Raw genomic sequence first — 15075 nt, forward strand, 5'->3', positions numbered from 1 at the left:
TAGCGTGTAACTCCGTTTATTCTTGCGAGAATGAAGTGGTGGGTGGGTCGGCTCTCACCTGCACGCTTACGTTCATGCCGATTTCATCGTTAGTGTTTCCGTAGTAATACCCGGACAGCGGTGTAGCTTGCAGTGGCGTACGGGCCACGCCGACACGGATTAGATCGCGATTGCCCACGATGCCGTTGGTAGGATCGAACTCGGCCCAACCGGAACCGGGAAGGTAGATCTGACACCAAGCGTGTGTGGAGCCGCCACCGAGCCGCGACGTCTGGTCACGGTCCGGTACGTAAACATATCCGGTGACGAAGCGTGCGGCGAAGCCAAGCTGACGCGCGCCCTCCATCATGAGGAGCGCGAAATCACGACAGGTGCCCTCTCGGCGTGCAATCGTTTCTCCGGGTGTACGCGTGCCTAACACCGTGCGGCGATTATATGCAAATCCGTCGCGGATAGCCTCATTCAATGTCATGAGCAATTGCCCGGTCGGTGTACGCGCGTTCGCGTGCATGAACGTTGCAAGCCATTGCTCAACGCAGTCGTCTTCCGCGTGATGGCGCCGCATATACGGGGCGAGGTCTGGGAGCTCTTCCTCGGAATAATCGAAGGGGTGATTTCTCGCATACTCTTCGATGCTAAAATCCGGCGAGTCTTCGGGGCGGTGGTCGATTAATAGCCTGGTTTCAAAACTCATAGACGTGGTTGGCGCGTCGAATTCCACGTGAGTGATGCAGTTTCCGAATGCATCGTGCGTCCACCGGATATCGACCGGCGTCGGCAAAACCACCAAGTTGCTCGCGAGTAAACGCTGGTCGAAACTGTCCCTCGGCCTAAACATGAGCCTGTGGATACCTGGCACGATCGGGTTTCGGTAGCTGTATCGGGTGGTGTGCTCCACAGAAAAGATTGTCATGGCGGATAGATAGATCCTGCTGGTCGAAGCTGTTCTGTCGCAGCGTCTGCGTGATTTGGCCTACTTTATAAGCGTCTGATCCTTCCGGGATAGCGGAACCCAAAGAAGCCCAAGATCTTAACAACCGGAAAAATGGAGGTTGGTTCGTGAAGATCGAGGCGGGCTACGATATAGGCTTCGAATGCGACGCAGAGGTGCCGATGCTGCTGATGCTCTCGGTCCATCCGAGCCGCCATCATGATTTAATTGGCGAAGCCGACACGCATTTCTCTCCCACAATTGCTGCACGTGACTACGTCGACGTTTTCGGCAATCTATGCACAAGGCTGACCGCACCAGTCGGGCCTTTGCGTATTAAAAGCCATTTCATCATAGCCGACAGCGGAAGCCCTGACGAAGTCGCGTGTAACGCGAATCAATGGGAAATCGACCGTCTGCCAGACGATGTCTTGGTTTATCTGCTAGGAAGTCGTTACTGCGATACTCAGAAGCTGATCGATCTTGCGTGGCAGGAGTTCGCATCGGCGACGCCGGGATGGGAGCGCGTCCAGGCTATCTGCGATTACGTTCACGACCGAATTACGTTTGGCTATCATCACGCGCGAAACGACCGCACCGCTGCGGAAGGCCATGAAGAGCGGATCGGAGTCTGTCGGGATTTCGCGCACTTGGCGATCGCCCTCTCCCGTTGCATGAATATCCCTGCCCGGTATTGCACCGGTTATCTGGGCGATATAGGCGTGCCGCGGGACCCGGCTCCTATGGATTTCAGCGCCTGGTTCGAGGTTTTTCTGGGCGGGAAATGGTACACGTTCGACGCGCGGCATAACATTCCAAGAATTGGACGCATCCTTATAGGACGTGGGCGCGATGCTGCCGACGTGGCTATCTCCACTTCATTTGGCAATGCACGGCTGACGCATTTTTCGGTCGTTACGGAGGAGTGCGCCTAACATACCGTATTTCAAACTGCTGAAGATCGGATCACCGCATCGCTGAGCCCCCACGCCGCTGCCGGAGTCGAGTATGCTGTGGCATGGAGAGAAGGGTGGATCGACGAGGTCAGCGGGAGCCCTTAAAAGGCGCTACGGTGTTCTGCCCATTGTCTCGTTCATCTTTGGCCTCATCGACACTAATGCTCAACGCAACCCGGTACTATTTTTCCCCAGTATCTGAATTGTCGTTTGACGCCGGACGATGCAGAGACAAAAACTCTTCGTTTTCGGCGAGCTGTATCCAAGCCAGGGCCTGTTTGACTAGCTCGGTTTGCTCGACGATATCGTCGGAGTTTTCCGTTCGGCGAGCCAGCTCTGCAGCTCGTTTACGGTACGACCATGATTGGGGCGTCGGGACATGATCGACCGTTGTCTTTCCCAGCAGGATGTTCCTTACATAGTCTAAATAGGTCGCGTCATAAAACAGCATGTGGCTGCACGTGATGTTATTTGCTCGACGATTTCACGCACCTTTTGCGCGGCGCAGCGGTTAAAACCACAAACTCACAGAATTATTAGAAGTTGCATTGCGCAAATGTGCATGCGCGGTCTCGGCAAGATAGCCGACTATCGGATTAAGGGATCACCGATTTCTTCTTAATCTCGGTAACGAGCCGATGCACTTCGTAGAATGACAACATGGCGAGGGGTAAAATGATCCGCGCCTTCGGCTTTCACAGCGACGCCCATCTCGTCGAAATTATCATTGAGGTGACGATGTTCGAACATCAACATTCCGTCTTTTGGAATTGGACGGCAGCAGAGTGCACTCTCAGTCACCGAAATCAGCCAAGGGTAGCGCGGCGATAATCGAATCCACCAGATTGCAAGCGCAATGCTAGTTATTCCGGGCTGTCCAGGTCCTGCCTCTTCACTTGGGCGATGTGGTTTTCAAGGTCGCTGACAAGTGTCGCGATGCGTTCTTTTGTGATGGGATCAAGAGTTGGGATAAGCATCCGGCGCGCTTGTGCCAGCCTGCGGTACAGTTCCTCGATGCCTACTTCGCCAAACAAATCGACCACTCCGCAGCGCGCGACTGTATACGACGTGCGCTACAAATGGTTCTTAGGAACCGGTATTTTTTGGGGGCAACACCGCGATCTTGCGGTCGAGTATCCACAATTCTACGCCGCATTCGACGCCGAGACTGCCAGCGGCCCTGATCGCGGCAGCGTCGTTGTCCGCAACGATAATCTGGGACGACTTATAGTGTCCGTCGGAACCGACGGTGTAGGCGCGATATTCGGGCATCAGACGGGCTCATGGATGAGCGCGGCTCTGGTTGCCGTCGATCATGATGATCGATGACATTACCAAGAGAGCCTCTCTCAAATTGAAGGGTTCAGCCGGCTCACGCCCGAACCGCTGAGGTCGGATCGAACTAATGTTCATTCAGCGGAGAAATTGAGTGGCGCGCGGTTGTCAGGGCTTCCTCGTTTTCAGCAAGCTGGATCCAAGACAGCGCCTGGTGGAGCTGTCGGAGCATCTCATCGACATCCTCGATCTGGTACGCTTGCCTGCCGACTGCGGAAGCCCGCAGCCGGTAAGTAAGGGACAGCGGCGATACGTGAAGATTTACGGACACGCCTGCATCCACTTCTTTGATCAGTAGCGCTGTCGCTGCGTGATAGCGCCCCAAACGAATAGGACGATGATAGCGCCGACGGTGGCGCCGATCAGACCGGCACCTTCACCGATCCGATACCAACCGAGCGCTTGCCCGAGGAAATTTGCGACAACCGCGCCAACTATGCCGAGCAGCGTCGTCATGATGAAGCCGCGAGGCTCATTTGGTCCGGGCATAATAAACTTGGCGATGATGCCAGCCAAAAACCCAATAACAATGGTCCAGATAATTCCCATAGTGCACCTCCGCGTCTCGTGAGAGCGGAACCTATTGGTGGACATGCTGTTCTGCAATGATGCGCGATGACCACGGTCTAGTGCAGTTTTACCAATTTATATGATCTTTATCATGCTACCTGCACGGTTTTCTTATGCCGCATTCGGTTGATCGCACTCAGCTTCAGATGATCATTGCCGGTTTGAGCGAAGGCGTCATGATCATTGAGAACGATCAGACAATCGCATGGGCGAACGACGCTGCATTGGCGATGCATGGCGTGGCCGATATCCGAGCCTTGGGTCGCACGGTCGATGATTATCGAACCCGCTTCTCGCTCCGCTATCGCAACAATCACGTTTTGGAAAGATCTCAGTATCCAGCCGACCGCGTGGTTGCGGGCGAGGTCTTCGTCGATGTCGTGGTTGTGGTCAGCCCGGCATCAGATCCGGAAAACGAGTGGGTCCACCAAATCCGAAGTCTCGTGATAACCGACAAGAAGGGCGAGCCGGATTGTCTTGTTCTCGTCATGGCTGACGTAACCGAGCGATTCGCGGCCGAGGCTCGTTTTGAGCGAACGTTCAACGCCAATCCGGCGCCGGCTTTCATCTGTCGCTTGTCAGATCAGATCGTCGTCAAGGTCAATCAAGGCTTTCTCGAAATGATGGCGCTCGAGAAGGATGAGATCCTCGCCCAGCCTTTAAGCAGAATCGACATCTTCGCCGAAGCGCCCGACCCGGAGATGCTCGCCGAGCGGCTGAATGACGGGCGTACTGTCCCTCAGACCGAACTCGTCGTGCGTACCGGAGATGGAGGGCGCAAGCTGGTGATCATGGCCGGGCAGCCCATGGAAGTCGGCGAAGAAGATTGCATGCTTTTCACGTTCGCAGACCTCGACGCCCGCGAAAAGGCGGAGTCTGCGTTGCGTCAGAGCGAAGAGCGATTCGCGAAAGCTTTCCAGCTATCGCCGGTCGCGACCGCCTTGATGAAGCTGGACGAGGGCACATTTCTGGATGTGAACGCTGCATTCACGACGCAGTTTGGCTTCGGAGAAGCAGAACTAATCGGGCGTCGCCCACGCGACATCGAACTCTGGGGCGATCCAGACGCGAGACAGGAGTTCGAGAGCAAGATCGTGCAGACCGGAACTGTTGCATCGCTTGAAGCGAGTATGACCTGCCGCAACAAAAATGAGCTCTACTGCATCGTGTCGGCTGAGACCGTCACCATCGCTGACAGCAAATGTATCCTTGCAACATTCCTGGACATCTCCGAACGGAAGCGAACCGAGCGTGAGCTCATGCAGGCGATCGACGCCGCGATGGCCGACGCATCATGGCTGAGCAAGGGCATTATCGAGAAGCTGGGGGCACTTCGCCGTCCGGCTGCGGAGACAAAGGCGTCGCCGATCAAGGATCTGACAGTCAGAGAACGAGAGGTTCTAGTCCTGATCTGCGAAGGATTGACGGACGCGAATATCGCAAAACGTCTGTCGGTATCCCTCAACACTGTCCGCAATCACGTCGCGTCGCTCTATCGCAAGCTCGGCATCCATCGTCGAAGCGAGGCGGTGATTTTTGGACGTAAGCACAATCTCGGTCCGAAAGATGAGTGAATATGATGTTTTCGCACCATGCATATGAGACGTCCGCACTATTGGCTGATGCGGTCGGGCTGCCCAGTATCTGTGTCGTGACGCAAAGCACTATTCGATGACCGAGAAGTTTCCCAAAGGTGCGAAGCAGCAAGCCTCCGGATCCATCAAGGAAGCGCTTGGCAAAATAACCGGCGATGACGCGATGGCGGCAGAAGGACGTGCCGACAAAGCCTCGGGAAAAGCAGAGGCTGCCGAGCCACGCAGCGAGAAATCGAGCAGAAAGTGAAAGCGAACCGGCCGTTCGGCGGCCGAATGGAGATCGAGCATGGATTTAGATCGCGTTGAAGGCGTCGCGAAGGATGTCGCGGGCAAGGTGACCGAGATTGCTGGCAACGCAGTCGGTCATGAGAGGACGCGTGCCGATGGGGTAGGCCTGCAGATTGAAGGTAAGGCGCAGAACCTCTACGGCCAGGCGAAGGACGGAGCTCGCGAACTCGGAGATCGAGCTGAGGACGCGCTACAACAAGCAGATGACTTGGCCGACCGCGCAATCGCCGAGGGAAAACGCCAAGCGCAGCGTGGCGCCGATGAATTCGAAGACCTGGTCAGGGAACGACCGGGCAGGGCCATCATAGCAGCCCTCACTACCGGGTTTCTCGTCGGACGGCTGTTCCGAAAAATGTGAGATCGCGCGTCGTTGATGCGCGCCGATGTATTTTAATGATGCTTGGAGTTACTGATGACCGTAAATGCTCTCGATCAGAACCACTTCGACGCCGGCGCCACGGCTTCACGCGTGGGCGACAGAGATGTGCACACCGTTGTTCTCAACGAAATTTCGTGGGGCGCCGTATTTGCCGGTGCTGTGATGGCTCTGGTGATCCAAACCATCCTGAACATGGTAGGTATCGGCGTCGGCCTAGCATCCGTCGATGCGGTCGCCGGCACGTCGCCAACCGCAAGCACTCTCACCGTCGGCGCCGGTGTTTGGGTGGTAGTTTCCGGTATTGTCGCGTCGGCAATCGGCGGTCACCTTGCGGGCCGTTTATCCGGTAAGCCGATACCGATGACTGCAGCCTACCACGGGCTGATGTCGTGGGCTGTGTCCACTCTTGTGGTGCTTTACGTTATATCGTCGGCTGCGACCGGTGTCGCTGGCGGCGCGCTTAGCACCGTATCCTCCGCCATCGGCGGCGCAGGGCGCGCTGTCGGTGCGGCCTCTCAGGCCGCCGCGCCTGCGCTCAATGACATCAATGATCCGTTGAAGCGGATTGAAAACCAGGTTCGAGACGCATCCGGCGGACAAGACCCTGCTGCGCTTCGCGACACGGCCGTCTCTGCGGTCCGTGCAGCGCTGGTCGGCAATGCCGACGAGCAAGCGGCCGCGACCGCCAGGGCGACCGATGCCCTCGCGAAAGCGCAGGGCATTTCGCAGGATCAAGCGCGACAGCAGGTAGCCGACATGCAGAAAAAATATACGGCCGCTCTTGAGAAGACGAAGGAGCAGGCCAAGGTTGCTGCAGATGCGACAGCCAAGACCGTTTCAAGGGGCGCGATCATCGGTGCTGTCGCCTTGCTGCTCGGCGCTCTTGCAGCATTCTTCGCAGGAAATGTTAGCGCAGTTGCGACGTTCACCGGACTGACTGGCACTCGCAGGGTTTGAGGTTAGGTGGAATAAAAGCTAGGGAGTGGCTTTGCTGCGCCCTAGCTCTTCCTTCAATCTCTAGTACAGGCTGCGATAAGAGCTACCGAAGAGGGACGTGACGCATGACAGTTTACGCTGAGAAAATCGAAGATGCGATCTCTCAGGGAGATATCGATCGCCTCATCCGTTACGCGTATGGAGACACTTGCCGCTGCCATACGATTAAGGGCGAGCCAATGTGTGTGTGCAAGATGTTCGGCGCCGCTCTTCGCGAGAAGATCGTACCGCGCGCACTATTTCAGGATAGGATCGAAAGAACAACCGGGATCAAGTGAAGCTCAACCGAAGCTCGTTCTCATCAAAAAAAAGGGCCGCTCAAGCGGCCCTTTTCGTATTCGAACGCTCAAAGTGGTTTTCTGAGAGTATCGGCTGTCTTATCGACCGCGTCCTTTGCAGCGTTCTTCGCGTCGCCCATGGCCTGTTGGGCGTCGCCTTTGGCTTCCTGCGCTGCGCCTTCAACCTTCATCTTGTCTGAGCCCGTCACTTCGCCAATGCCCTGTTTGGCCTTGCCGATGGCTTCGTTGGCCATACCTTTAATCTTATCCGTGGTACCGCTCATGAGATTTCCCAATCTGAATAATGAAACAACGATCGACAAACTTACATGGCCACCTGCTGGTTCCTGTTGGGTGGATAATATGTCGACCGTCAGACAATCATGATGATCGGCAGCTTATTTTCGTCATGCTGTGATTGGCCGCAACGCTGGAGTGCAGGTAAATGAACGTCAGCTCCGAAGTAAGTTGTTACCGCGGACTAATGGCGTAGGAACGATTGGTGCACGTGCACTGTTGTGCTGCTCCATAGGCGCGGGAGCGAAAAGTGCTGACGAATCTAGCTAGAAAGATTGAGCCGCGGCCGCCACGAGATCGAGATCAGATCGAAGAGATCGTCCTGGCACTTCTCGTCATCTCAATTCTCGTATTGTCTATGCCAGTCTTGTTTCATTTGGACGCATTATAGGGCACGTCAAGAACGAAGTGTAAGCCACCTATAATCCTTTGATCGCAGGATTGCTTTGGTCCGGCAGTTCGCTGCGGTTTTCGCCCGTCTTGCAGCGTGCCAGACCAATGAGATGCCGCTAAGTAGGTAGAGGCTTGTTGGGCGATCTGATGGAGATGCTTCCCACATTCTCGATTAAAGGTCTGCCTTTTGGGGCTAGACCCGAAGTGGCATTGGAACCAAAAGTCTGCTCTGAGTCTTGTAACGCGCCGAAGGTCACGCGTCGTTTAGTGACCTTGCGAGGGTGGCATATTCGACGGTGGCTGTCTTTTCGATCAGATTTCGTGGTGGCGCAAATAACGCTTATGGATATCTTTCAACGGTTCAGTTTTGCTAATCTCGCCCTCTTGGCAAACGATGGTGCGGTATCTGAGACGCTCCTAAGTTGTGCCACCGAAAGCCTTGAGCCGGTTATAAGTTTCAAGAGTGGTTTCTGACATATGGATACGACCCGCGTCGAAGCAGAGACGACTTACAATTCCGAAATTATCGCTCACGACTTGGTCAGCCTAGAAGGCGATGCTGACCTGGATCGCATTACGGCCTTTGCGGCCAAGCTTTGCGACGCCCCCATATCCCTCGTGAGCCTTATCGGTCCAATCACACAGCGTTTTGTGTCAGATCACGGCTTGGGACAACGCGGGACGCCGCGCGCCTGGTCTTTTTGCGCTCATGCAATGGAAGGCCCGGACGTCATGGTCGTTCAGGATGCGACCAAGGATGATCGATTTTCCGCAAACCCCCTTGTGACCGGAGATCCCGCGATCCGCTTTTACGCCGGTGCTCCGCTCCGCTCTTCGAGCGGCATCTCGCTCGGCTCGCTTTGCGTGATTGATAATGTCCCCAGAGACGGTCTCACCTCATTGCAGTTGGACGGACTGCGATTACTGGCAAATCAAGTTATGGTCGTCTTTCGCGCGCGAAAGCAGATGAAGGCAGAAAAGGACGCGCAGGCGAAAGTCGAAAATGCTCTTTCACAAACGGAAGAGAAATTTAGAATTCTCGCCGACACCATGCCTCAGATGGTATGGTCAACATTGCCCGACGGCTTCCACGACTACTACAATGCTAGGTGGTACGAGTTCACTGGCGTCGCGATGGGATCGACGGACGGTGAGGGGTGGAACGGAATGTTTCATCCCGACGACCAAGAACTCGCCTGGAGCAAATGGCGGCAATCATTGGCCACCGGCGAGCCATATGAGGTAGAATACCGTCTCAAGCACACGAGCGGCGAGTACCGATGGACACTTGGGCGCGCTCTGCCTATGCGAAGCAACGGTGGAGACATCATACGGTGGTTCGGAACTTGCACCGATATTCACGAACAAAAGTTGCTGATGCATCAAAAGGAGATCGTCAGTCAGGAATTGAGCCACCGCATCAAAAATATTTTTGCCGTCGTCGGCGGGTTGGTCGGGCTTTCGAGCAAAGCGTATCCGGAGATTAAAGACGTTGCGCGCGACCTTCGCGCACGCATCGTTGCCTTGGGTAAAGCGCACGATTTCGTAAGGCCGCACAGTGCCAAATCGAAGCCGTTGGCCGGGCAAACCAGCTTGATCGGGCTCTTCGAAACACTATTGGCGCCATATGCGGCTGGTAGAGCCAGAGTGACGTTGCAAGGTGTCGATCTGGCGATCGATGACAGGTCTGCTACGCCCTTAGCCCTCATCTTTCACGAACTTGCCACCAACGCCGCCAAGTATGGCGCTCTCTCGGAACCCGATGGCGTCGTCGAAATCCATATCGAGGATTGCGCGGGCGATGTTGCCATCAGTTGGACAGAAAAGGGCGGTCCGCCCGTTGCGGCTGTGCCCGGCGTTGATGGATTTGGCTCGCAATTGATCGAAATGAGCGTCAAAAGCCAGCTCGGCGGCAACATCGAACGAACGTGGTCGTCAAACGGCCTGAACTTTAAGGCAATCGTTCCTAAATCGTCGTTGAACCGCTCACATCACTGAAAAGGCTGATCTCAGGACTGATCAGCTCAGATGTCCTTCCAGCCGCGAAGTTTGCAACCGCGACGATCGCGTCTTCGCTAAAAGGTTTGCGTATGTACCCGATGGCTCCATCGGCTTTGGGATCGATCTGACCTGGATTGGCGGTGACATAGACGATGCGTATGCCGTACTCGCGCGAAAGATCATACGCAACCTGAGGGCCAGTCCTACCATCCCGAAGATTGACGTCCACGAAGGCGATCTTCGCTAGTGGCGCCGCGGCGAGAGCCTCACGACGATCAGCAGCAATGCCGACAACGTCATGGCCTGCTTCCTCGAGAACACGTTCGATATCGCCGGCAACAAAAATCTCATCTTCCACAATCAGAATGGACGCCACGAAGGTTTCCCGGGAGTTGTCTACAAGGTCTGGCAATTCTGGGGGAGCACAGAAGTTCCATCAAACGATGTCATTTTTAGGAATGTGCGCATTCTTGCCGCGGGGCTCATCTACTCATTGTCTTGGGCGCGAGCACTGCGAATCAATCGGACTGTAGAGATGGCGGCATCCCTTACTAATGTATCGAGAGGTGGAGCCTCAGCAGTCTTCTTACTCTTCAGGCTTGCCGGCTGGATAAGAGCGGACGTCCGCAAATGGCGCAAAGCGGACCTGAACAGATCGGCTACGTCATGTCTTTGGTCGGCGATTAAAGAACTCAACAAGACTGCTTAGCAACGGTCACGACCGGCACCCCTTCCTTCAAGAGTGCAACCATGTTTGCGAACTCGGCTTCCGTCCATTTCCGACGTGACCGCAAGGTGCGTTTCATCGTTATTGCCCCCCTTTAGCAAAGCGCTTTCGCGAAAGGAAAGACTTTGGCACGGGCGCTGGTACACGTTCAGCGCGACATCGTCCTGGAACTGAACGCATACTGATTGGGTTTGGACGCGACGCCGCTGAAGTCGCGATTTTCACCCCTTTCGGTGCGCACGTTTGATGCATTTCTTTGTACCCACCAAGGAGCGCTTCTCTTTTCCAAACAATCTCTAGCCGCACCGTTCGCGATTTCCATCGATACCGAGGCTGAAAACCGAGAAGATGGTGCTTGACGCGGCAGTCCTGACATCTCCGTGACCGCTGAACCTCCGCGGACGGCTCTGCGTAACTGAGGTGAAACAGAGGCAGTTATGAACGCGAATGAGTATTTGAAAAAGTCACGTGAGCTAATGATGCTTGCAGAACGAATGATGTCCGGCAAGGAGCGCGATCGTCTGATCCAAGAAGCTGAGGAATTGGGGCGCCGGGCGCACAGCGCCGGCTGGGGGCGAGGCCAATCTCCGAGCTCCCGACTAACGGCGAGAGCCCCGCCAGGGGGGACGGGGCTTCCTCAGTCCGGAGGCGACAGTTAGCGCGCTGTTGAACGTCGCTCACTGACAGGATGAACCAAAGCTACATTCAAAGCGGCGACATCCGGACAAGCAAAAGCCCCACGCTGGGGAGGGCAGGCGCATTGGTGCTGGAGGATCCTTGGTCTGCACTTCCGCTGCTGTTCCCCGCCACCTTGGCCAAATGCCGCTACCGATGCGGCGATAACTGATGCGACAAGAGCTGTCACCTGCTCACAGCTTCGTCATTATTTCCGTAAGCGAACAGGAAAGGTCTCGTAGAGGATTTGTACTGCGCTTGCGTAAGCCGGTTTGGAAAATGTCCGCAGAAATCGACGCGAAACGCTGCAGCTTTATGTCATCGCTGAGCTGTCGATAAGTTCCGGTCGCGTTGAGTTCAGATTTTATGAACTCATGAACCCTTGTGCCCACGCACTGTGGTTTAACATCACCAGTATAAAATCAACCTTCCGCATCTCATTGAACCGACCGCAGGTATCGAAGCCAGCGCCCATCGCGATATTGTCTCTGTCTTTTAGAGAGGGTCAGCTCGAAAACTAGAAGAGTGGCAGCAAGTAGGCGCTTTTCAAAAGTTTCACTAGAACTCAAGCCGCGCAAGGTATCTACAGCCGAACGATGCGTCAGTCATTATTCGCTTATTGATTATCATCGAATTGCGGGCTCGCGGTCACTTCTCCCAACGGCGTCTCAGGTCTGAAGGTGGCCAGCAGGTTGCTGCCGCGCCAAAGCTCTACGACACAATCTACCGCCAGTCTCCGCGCCGTGATCACCGCCTCAGGACCCTCGATATCACCCGGCAAGTCCAGTCGATTAGACACTTTGCCTGCGCTATCGAGTTCGTATATCCGATAGACGAACATGTGAGCCTCCAGGCATCTGGATCGAGATAGCAGCTACGACGTCGGTCTGGCGCCACCTAGCCCGCGTTATCAAATAGGGAAGCGAAACGTCGTGCTGCATCGATCGGTCAAGTACGACATTCAAGAAGTCGAGCCAGGCTTGTGGTTTTGGACTATCCATCAAGGCAACAAAGCCATCCGGGGTCTCGACCAGTTTCGCAGTTACGAGGCGGCTGTGTCTTCGTGCATAAACGAGATCAACAATGGCCTTGAAAGGTCGCGAAATCCGCGCGTCAGTTAATTGTTCGGCTCGAGATCACGTATTCGAGCCTTCATCGCACGTACCCCCGGAAAACTCTTTCCAAGTTCGCGAGCTTTTTTCGTCACCGAGCTCGAAGGCCGGTTGAGGGCGGAGGATGCCCTGAGGAGGGACGCGCCTGCGTCTGCCAAAGCGATGAGCTTTGCGACATCCACCTCAGTCCAAAATTTTGTAATAGAGCTTTTCGACATGTGCGCTGGTAACATGGATGGGGTCCCAACAGTGTCCGGTGCGCGACATAACGGCAGCATCTAATCGAACAACGGCCGGCCTGCATTCTGATCCAGGAGAAAGCGCCTTTGCATAGGTGCTCATTGATTCAAGGCTTGTTAACGTCGGCTGGGCAGGGTCCTACCTATAGCAAGTTGAGGGTGGGATGCTCGACGAGAAGATCAAAATCAAATGCACAAGATGCAGTTCGGTCTTCCGAGAGCGCGGTAGTCGGATCCAAAACGGATTCCAGGTCAACTGCCCTCAATGCAATCGCCTGATAACGTTCGACACCTCATCAGAGGACCCAAACGTGCGCAAAACTTTGCAGGCTACTAGGGCCCTGAAGACTGCACTGGAGAGCGCGCAGAGCCCAGATGCGTCGGCACAATTGCGTCATTCCTATTAAAGCGGATCACGATGGCTATCCGTGGATTGATGTTGGCTTGATCGCTATTCTTCGAAGCGCTTATATTCAACCTCGTGCGAGTCACTATCGGGTCTGCGAGGGGCGGGGAAGCCGTCGAGACGTCGTCTCGCAGGCTGCGTCAAGCGAGCGCTCAAGTTAAAATATGGATACCGCCCTCTCAGCGCGTGTAGAGTAGCGGCAACTTCGATATCAGAAACTGACACCGGGCAGCCGCTCCAATTCGCGATAAGGTCTCTGATCGGAAATCGTTTTGTCGAGGTGTCACTGGTTCTCGCTTGTGCGTCGAGCCATTCGTAGGCAATCCGTATGAGATCATCATGCGCGTGATGAATGACAAGGCTGCCCCAGTAGGTTGTCTGGCGCTTTCCCTTCGCAATCTCTTCGGCGGTTAAATTCATTGCCGACGACTAATCGAGCATGGGCCGGCCTGCCTTTTCGTTAAGCAGGTAACGCTCCATGCGCATGATAAAATCTCGATCAAGCTGTCCGTGCGGAGAATCGTCACAGGCGTCTGCCATCATAGTCAAACCCATAATCAGGTCTGGAAAGCTCGCCTCTGAGGCAAGCCGCAATGCCTCGTCGGCGCGTCCTTGCTTGCATAGAGCCATGAACATTATTGCAGCGCTGTCGGTCTCATTCATAGTTGGAATCAACACCCTCCTGGGGAAGCTTTACCATCCCCGGGATTGGACGCAAAGTGCCGCTGAAGTGCTTTTGTGCCGGTTATTTGGGAGCGAAGAAGGTTCTCTTCGTTAGGTGAATTGTAGCTGTCGCCGGGGATCAGTCGTTCTCAGCGGCGCGATCGTCAATTAAAGGATTAGCGACCAAAATATCGTCAATCTTCGCGCTACGGCGTTCTGCCCACTCAGTCTTTAGTTTGCTCAGCAATTTTAGTTGGTAACTAAACAAAAGACGTCGTGTATCCCCGGCTCTTGGATCGCGATGGATTAGCTCGTAATTGCTTGCTACAGCCGATGTAACGTCACAAAAGACCCAATACAGAGCCTCGTCCATGTCGGCAGACGTGCGTACATCGTAGCGTTCGCCTCGCTCGACGTAAAAGTAGTGGAACTTCCCGTCATACTCAATTTGAGCCCAACCAAAATCGGCGCCAGTGTCGGTGGGAATGAACTCTCCAGGCACGTCAATGATCTTCGCAAGAGATCTGATGCGGGAGTATAGCTGTTCTATTGGAGGCAGCGCCGCATCGGTATCGATGGCTTGACTTCTTCCTAGCCACATTTTGATTGCTAGTGTTACCGGCTGAAGGCGCAGGTCTGGAAACTGCAGAAACGTTGCAGAGATGGAGATCAAACCAAGGAGCGCTCCGAACAAGACAATGAGAATTGCAACAAGAGTTGAGAGTATCGCTCAGCCAAGGAGTTGCAACGATGATCGTCGGGTCGGTAGCCACGAGCACGCAGCTGCTGGGATCGATCCTCTAATGCGACAGGTGAATCGACTAGGATGTTTCATGACTCGAGCAATATGCGCGGCCACGACCATTGGTCGGCGTTGGTGCGATATCGTTCAATCTCGATGGAGGTAATTGCGTCATCCATCCCATCACCGTGCCGCTTACTGGAGCGGTGACACAGAGCGCCGTCGGCCGGTGAAAAGTCGCCAGGTGGTCGCCGTCATCCAAGTGATAAGCCATCCAATCACGAACAGCAGGAGCAGCGTTAGTGGGAAAAGCACCAAGTACGCGCTGGACCATGACAGAACTTCTAAATGTTTGAGAAGTCCCGTGCTGCCGAGTATGGCCATACTAGGAATAAGCGGCAATTGAGTGAAAACGAAAGCTCCCTTCTGATCAGTGCTGGTATAAACGACGACCCAACAAGCCACGGTCGCCGCGATGTATAAGCCGCAAAG

Annotated in this window: 17 protein-coding genes; 7 read left to right on the top strand and 10 right to left on the bottom strand. The window is 54.9% G+C overall.

Translation table 11 applies throughout. The annotated features are described in order from the left end of the window. Positions 1–16: 16 nt before the first annotated feature. The gene (locus AC1RQ5_RS27715) at positions 17–913 is read right to left on the bottom strand and encodes a transglutaminase family protein (protein WP_493203774.1); all 897 of its coding nucleotides are present in this window, start codon (positions 911–913) and stop codon (positions 17–19) included. 146 nt (positions 914–1059) lie between these two features. On the opposite strand from AC1RQ5_RS27715, the gene AC1RQ5_RS27720 reads away from it, so the two are divergent. Then, entirely contained in the window at positions 1060–1866 is an 807-nt protein-coding gene (locus tag AC1RQ5_RS27720; RefSeq protein WP_493203776.1) for a transglutaminase-like domain-containing protein, read from the top strand. Between the two features lie 202 nt (positions 1867–2068). Here AC1RQ5_RS27720 and AC1RQ5_RS27725 read toward each other — a convergent pair whose 3' ends face one another. The 3 genes from AC1RQ5_RS27725 to AC1RQ5_RS27735 all read right to left on the bottom strand — a co-directional run bounded on the left by AC1RQ5_RS27725 (position 2069) and on the right by AC1RQ5_RS27735 (position 3159). Further along, complete coding sequence (locus tag AC1RQ5_RS27725) at positions 2069–2338, bottom strand: hypothetical protein (protein ID WP_493203778.1); 270 nt, start codon at positions 2336–2338, stop codon at positions 2069–2071. Between the two features lie 412 nt (positions 2339–2750). Next, positions 2751–2930: a hypothetical protein gene (locus tag AC1RQ5_RS27730; protein ID WP_493203779.1), complete on the bottom strand. Its 180-nt coding sequence runs from the start codon at positions 2928–2930 to the stop codon at positions 2751–2753. A gap of 43 nt (positions 2931–2973) precedes the next feature. After that, the gene (locus tag AC1RQ5_RS27735; RefSeq protein ID WP_493203781.1) at positions 2974–3159 is read right to left on the bottom strand and encodes a hypothetical protein; all 186 of its coding nucleotides are present in this window, start codon (positions 3157–3159) and stop codon (positions 2974–2976) included. Between the two features lie 157 nt (positions 3160–3316). On the opposite strand from AC1RQ5_RS27735, the gene AC1RQ5_RS27740 reads away from it, so the two are divergent. Further along, positions 3317–3520: a hypothetical protein gene (locus AC1RQ5_RS27740; protein WP_493203783.1), complete on the top strand. Its 204-nt coding sequence runs from the start codon at positions 3317–3319 to the stop codon at positions 3518–3520. Here the strand turns inward: AC1RQ5_RS27740 and AC1RQ5_RS27745 are convergent. After that, on the bottom strand, positions 3514–3771 hold the full coding sequence (locus AC1RQ5_RS27745; protein ID WP_493203785.1) for a GlsB/YeaQ/YmgE family stress response membrane protein: 258 nt from the start codon (positions 3769–3771) through the stop codon (positions 3514–3516). The genes AC1RQ5_RS27740 and AC1RQ5_RS27745 overlap by 7 nt on opposite strands. Positions 3772–3938: 167 nt before the next feature. Between AC1RQ5_RS27745 and AC1RQ5_RS27750 the strand changes: the two genes are divergently transcribed. The 4 genes from AC1RQ5_RS27750 (at position 3939) to AC1RQ5_RS27765 (ending at position 7011) form a co-directional block, all read left to right on the top strand. Then, positions 3939–5366: a PAS domain S-box protein gene (locus tag AC1RQ5_RS27750; RefSeq protein WP_493203787.1), complete on the top strand. Its 1428-nt coding sequence runs from the start codon at positions 3939–3941 to the stop codon at positions 5364–5366. 97 nt (positions 5367–5463) lie between these two features. Next, complete coding sequence (locus AC1RQ5_RS27755; protein ID WP_493203789.1) at positions 5464–5634, top strand: CsbD family protein; 171 nt, start codon at positions 5464–5466, stop codon at positions 5632–5634. Positions 5635–5673: 39 nt separating this feature from the next. Then, positions 5674–6033 (top strand): CsbD family protein, encoded by a 360-nt coding sequence (locus AC1RQ5_RS27760; RefSeq protein WP_493203791.1) that lies wholly within the window; start codon positions 5674–5676, stop codon positions 6031–6033. A 54-nt stretch (positions 6034–6087) separates the two neighbouring features. Continuing rightward, positions 6088–7011: a PhnA-like protein gene (locus tag AC1RQ5_RS27765; protein ID WP_493203792.1), complete on the top strand. Its 924-nt coding sequence runs from the start codon at positions 6088–6090 to the stop codon at positions 7009–7011. 385 nt (positions 7012–7396) lie between these two features. Here the strand turns inward: AC1RQ5_RS27765 and AC1RQ5_RS27770 are convergent, their stop codons facing one another. Next, positions 7397–7612: a CsbD family protein gene (locus tag AC1RQ5_RS27770; protein ID WP_493203794.1), complete on the bottom strand. Its 216-nt coding sequence runs from the start codon at positions 7610–7612 to the stop codon at positions 7397–7399. 883 nt (positions 7613–8495) lie between these two features. Between AC1RQ5_RS27770 and AC1RQ5_RS27775 the strand changes: the two genes are divergently transcribed. After that, complete coding sequence (locus AC1RQ5_RS27775; protein ID WP_493203796.1) at positions 8496–10016, top strand: sensor histidine kinase; 1521 nt, start codon at positions 8496–8498, stop codon at positions 10014–10016. Here the strand turns inward: AC1RQ5_RS27775 and AC1RQ5_RS27780 are convergent. The 4 genes from AC1RQ5_RS27780 to AC1RQ5_RS27795 form a co-directional block, all read right to left on the bottom strand. After that, on the bottom strand, positions 9985–10395 hold the full coding sequence (locus AC1RQ5_RS27780) for a response regulator (protein ID WP_493203797.1): 411 nt from the start codon (positions 10393–10395) through the stop codon (positions 9985–9987). The genes AC1RQ5_RS27775 and AC1RQ5_RS27780 overlap by 32 nt on opposite strands. A gap of 1642 nt (positions 10396–12037) precedes the next feature. After that, the gene (locus AC1RQ5_RS27785) at positions 12038–12262 is read right to left on the bottom strand and encodes a hypothetical protein (RefSeq protein WP_493203799.1); all 225 of its coding nucleotides are present in this window, start codon (positions 12260–12262) and stop codon (positions 12038–12040) included. Between the two features lie 1345 nt (positions 12263–13607). Further along, complete coding sequence (locus AC1RQ5_RS27790; RefSeq protein WP_493203801.1) at positions 13608–13841, bottom strand: hypothetical protein; 234 nt, start codon at positions 13839–13841, stop codon at positions 13608–13610. Positions 13842–13980: 139 nt separating this feature from the next. Next, positions 13981–14514 (bottom strand): Imm63 family immunity protein, encoded by a 534-nt coding sequence (locus AC1RQ5_RS27795; protein ID WP_493203803.1) that lies wholly within the window; start codon positions 14512–14514, stop codon positions 13981–13983. Positions 14515–15075 lie beyond the last annotated feature (561 nt).

This window comes from Tardiphaga sp. GW821-FHT12E02 (assembly GCF_058807155.1).

Excerpts from the sequence above, each read along its gene's own strand:
- AC1RQ5_RS27760 (WP_493203791.1), top strand. The coding sequence starts at position 5,674 with ATGGATTTAGATCGCGTTGAAGGCGTCGCGAAGGATGTCGCGGGCAAG.
- AC1RQ5_RS27765 (WP_493203792.1), top strand. The coding sequence starts at position 6,088 with ATGACCGTAAATGCTCTCGATCAGAACCACTTCGACGCCGGCGCCACG.
- AC1RQ5_RS27755 (WP_493203789.1), top strand. The coding sequence starts at position 5,464 with ATGACCGAGAAGTTTCCCAAAGGTGCGAAGCAGCAAGCCTCCGGATCC.
- AC1RQ5_RS27735 (WP_493203781.1), bottom strand. The coding sequence starts at position 3,159 with ATGCCCGAATATCGCGCCTACACCGTCGGTTCCGACGGACACTATAAG.
- AC1RQ5_RS27745 (WP_493203785.1), bottom strand. The coding sequence starts at position 3,771 with ATGGGAATTATCTGGACCATTGTTATTGGGTTTTTGGCTGGCATCATC.
- AC1RQ5_RS27750 (WP_493203787.1), top strand. The coding sequence starts at position 3,939 with ATGATCATTGCCGGTTTGAGCGAAGGCGTCATGATCATTGAGAACGAT.
- AC1RQ5_RS27785 (WP_493203799.1), bottom strand. The coding sequence starts at position 12,262 with ATGTTCGTCTATCGGATATACGAACTCGATAGCGCAGGCAAAGTGTCT.
- AC1RQ5_RS27725 (WP_493203778.1), bottom strand. The coding sequence starts at position 2,338 with ATGCTGTTTTATGACGCGACCTATTTAGACTATGTAAGGAACATCCTG.
- AC1RQ5_RS27715 (WP_493203774.1), bottom strand. The coding sequence starts at position 913 with ATGACAATCTTTTCTGTGGAGCACACCACCCGATACAGCTACCGAAAC.
- AC1RQ5_RS27790 (WP_493203801.1), bottom strand. The coding sequence starts at position 13,841 with ATGAATGAGACCGACAGCGCTGCAATAATGTTCATGGCTCTATGCAAG.
- AC1RQ5_RS27775 (WP_493203796.1), top strand. The coding sequence starts at position 8,496 with ATGGATACGACCCGCGTCGAAGCAGAGACGACTTACAATTCCGAAATT.
- AC1RQ5_RS27770 (WP_493203794.1), bottom strand. The coding sequence starts at position 7,612 with ATGAGCGGTACCACGGATAAGATTAAAGGTATGGCCAACGAAGCCATC.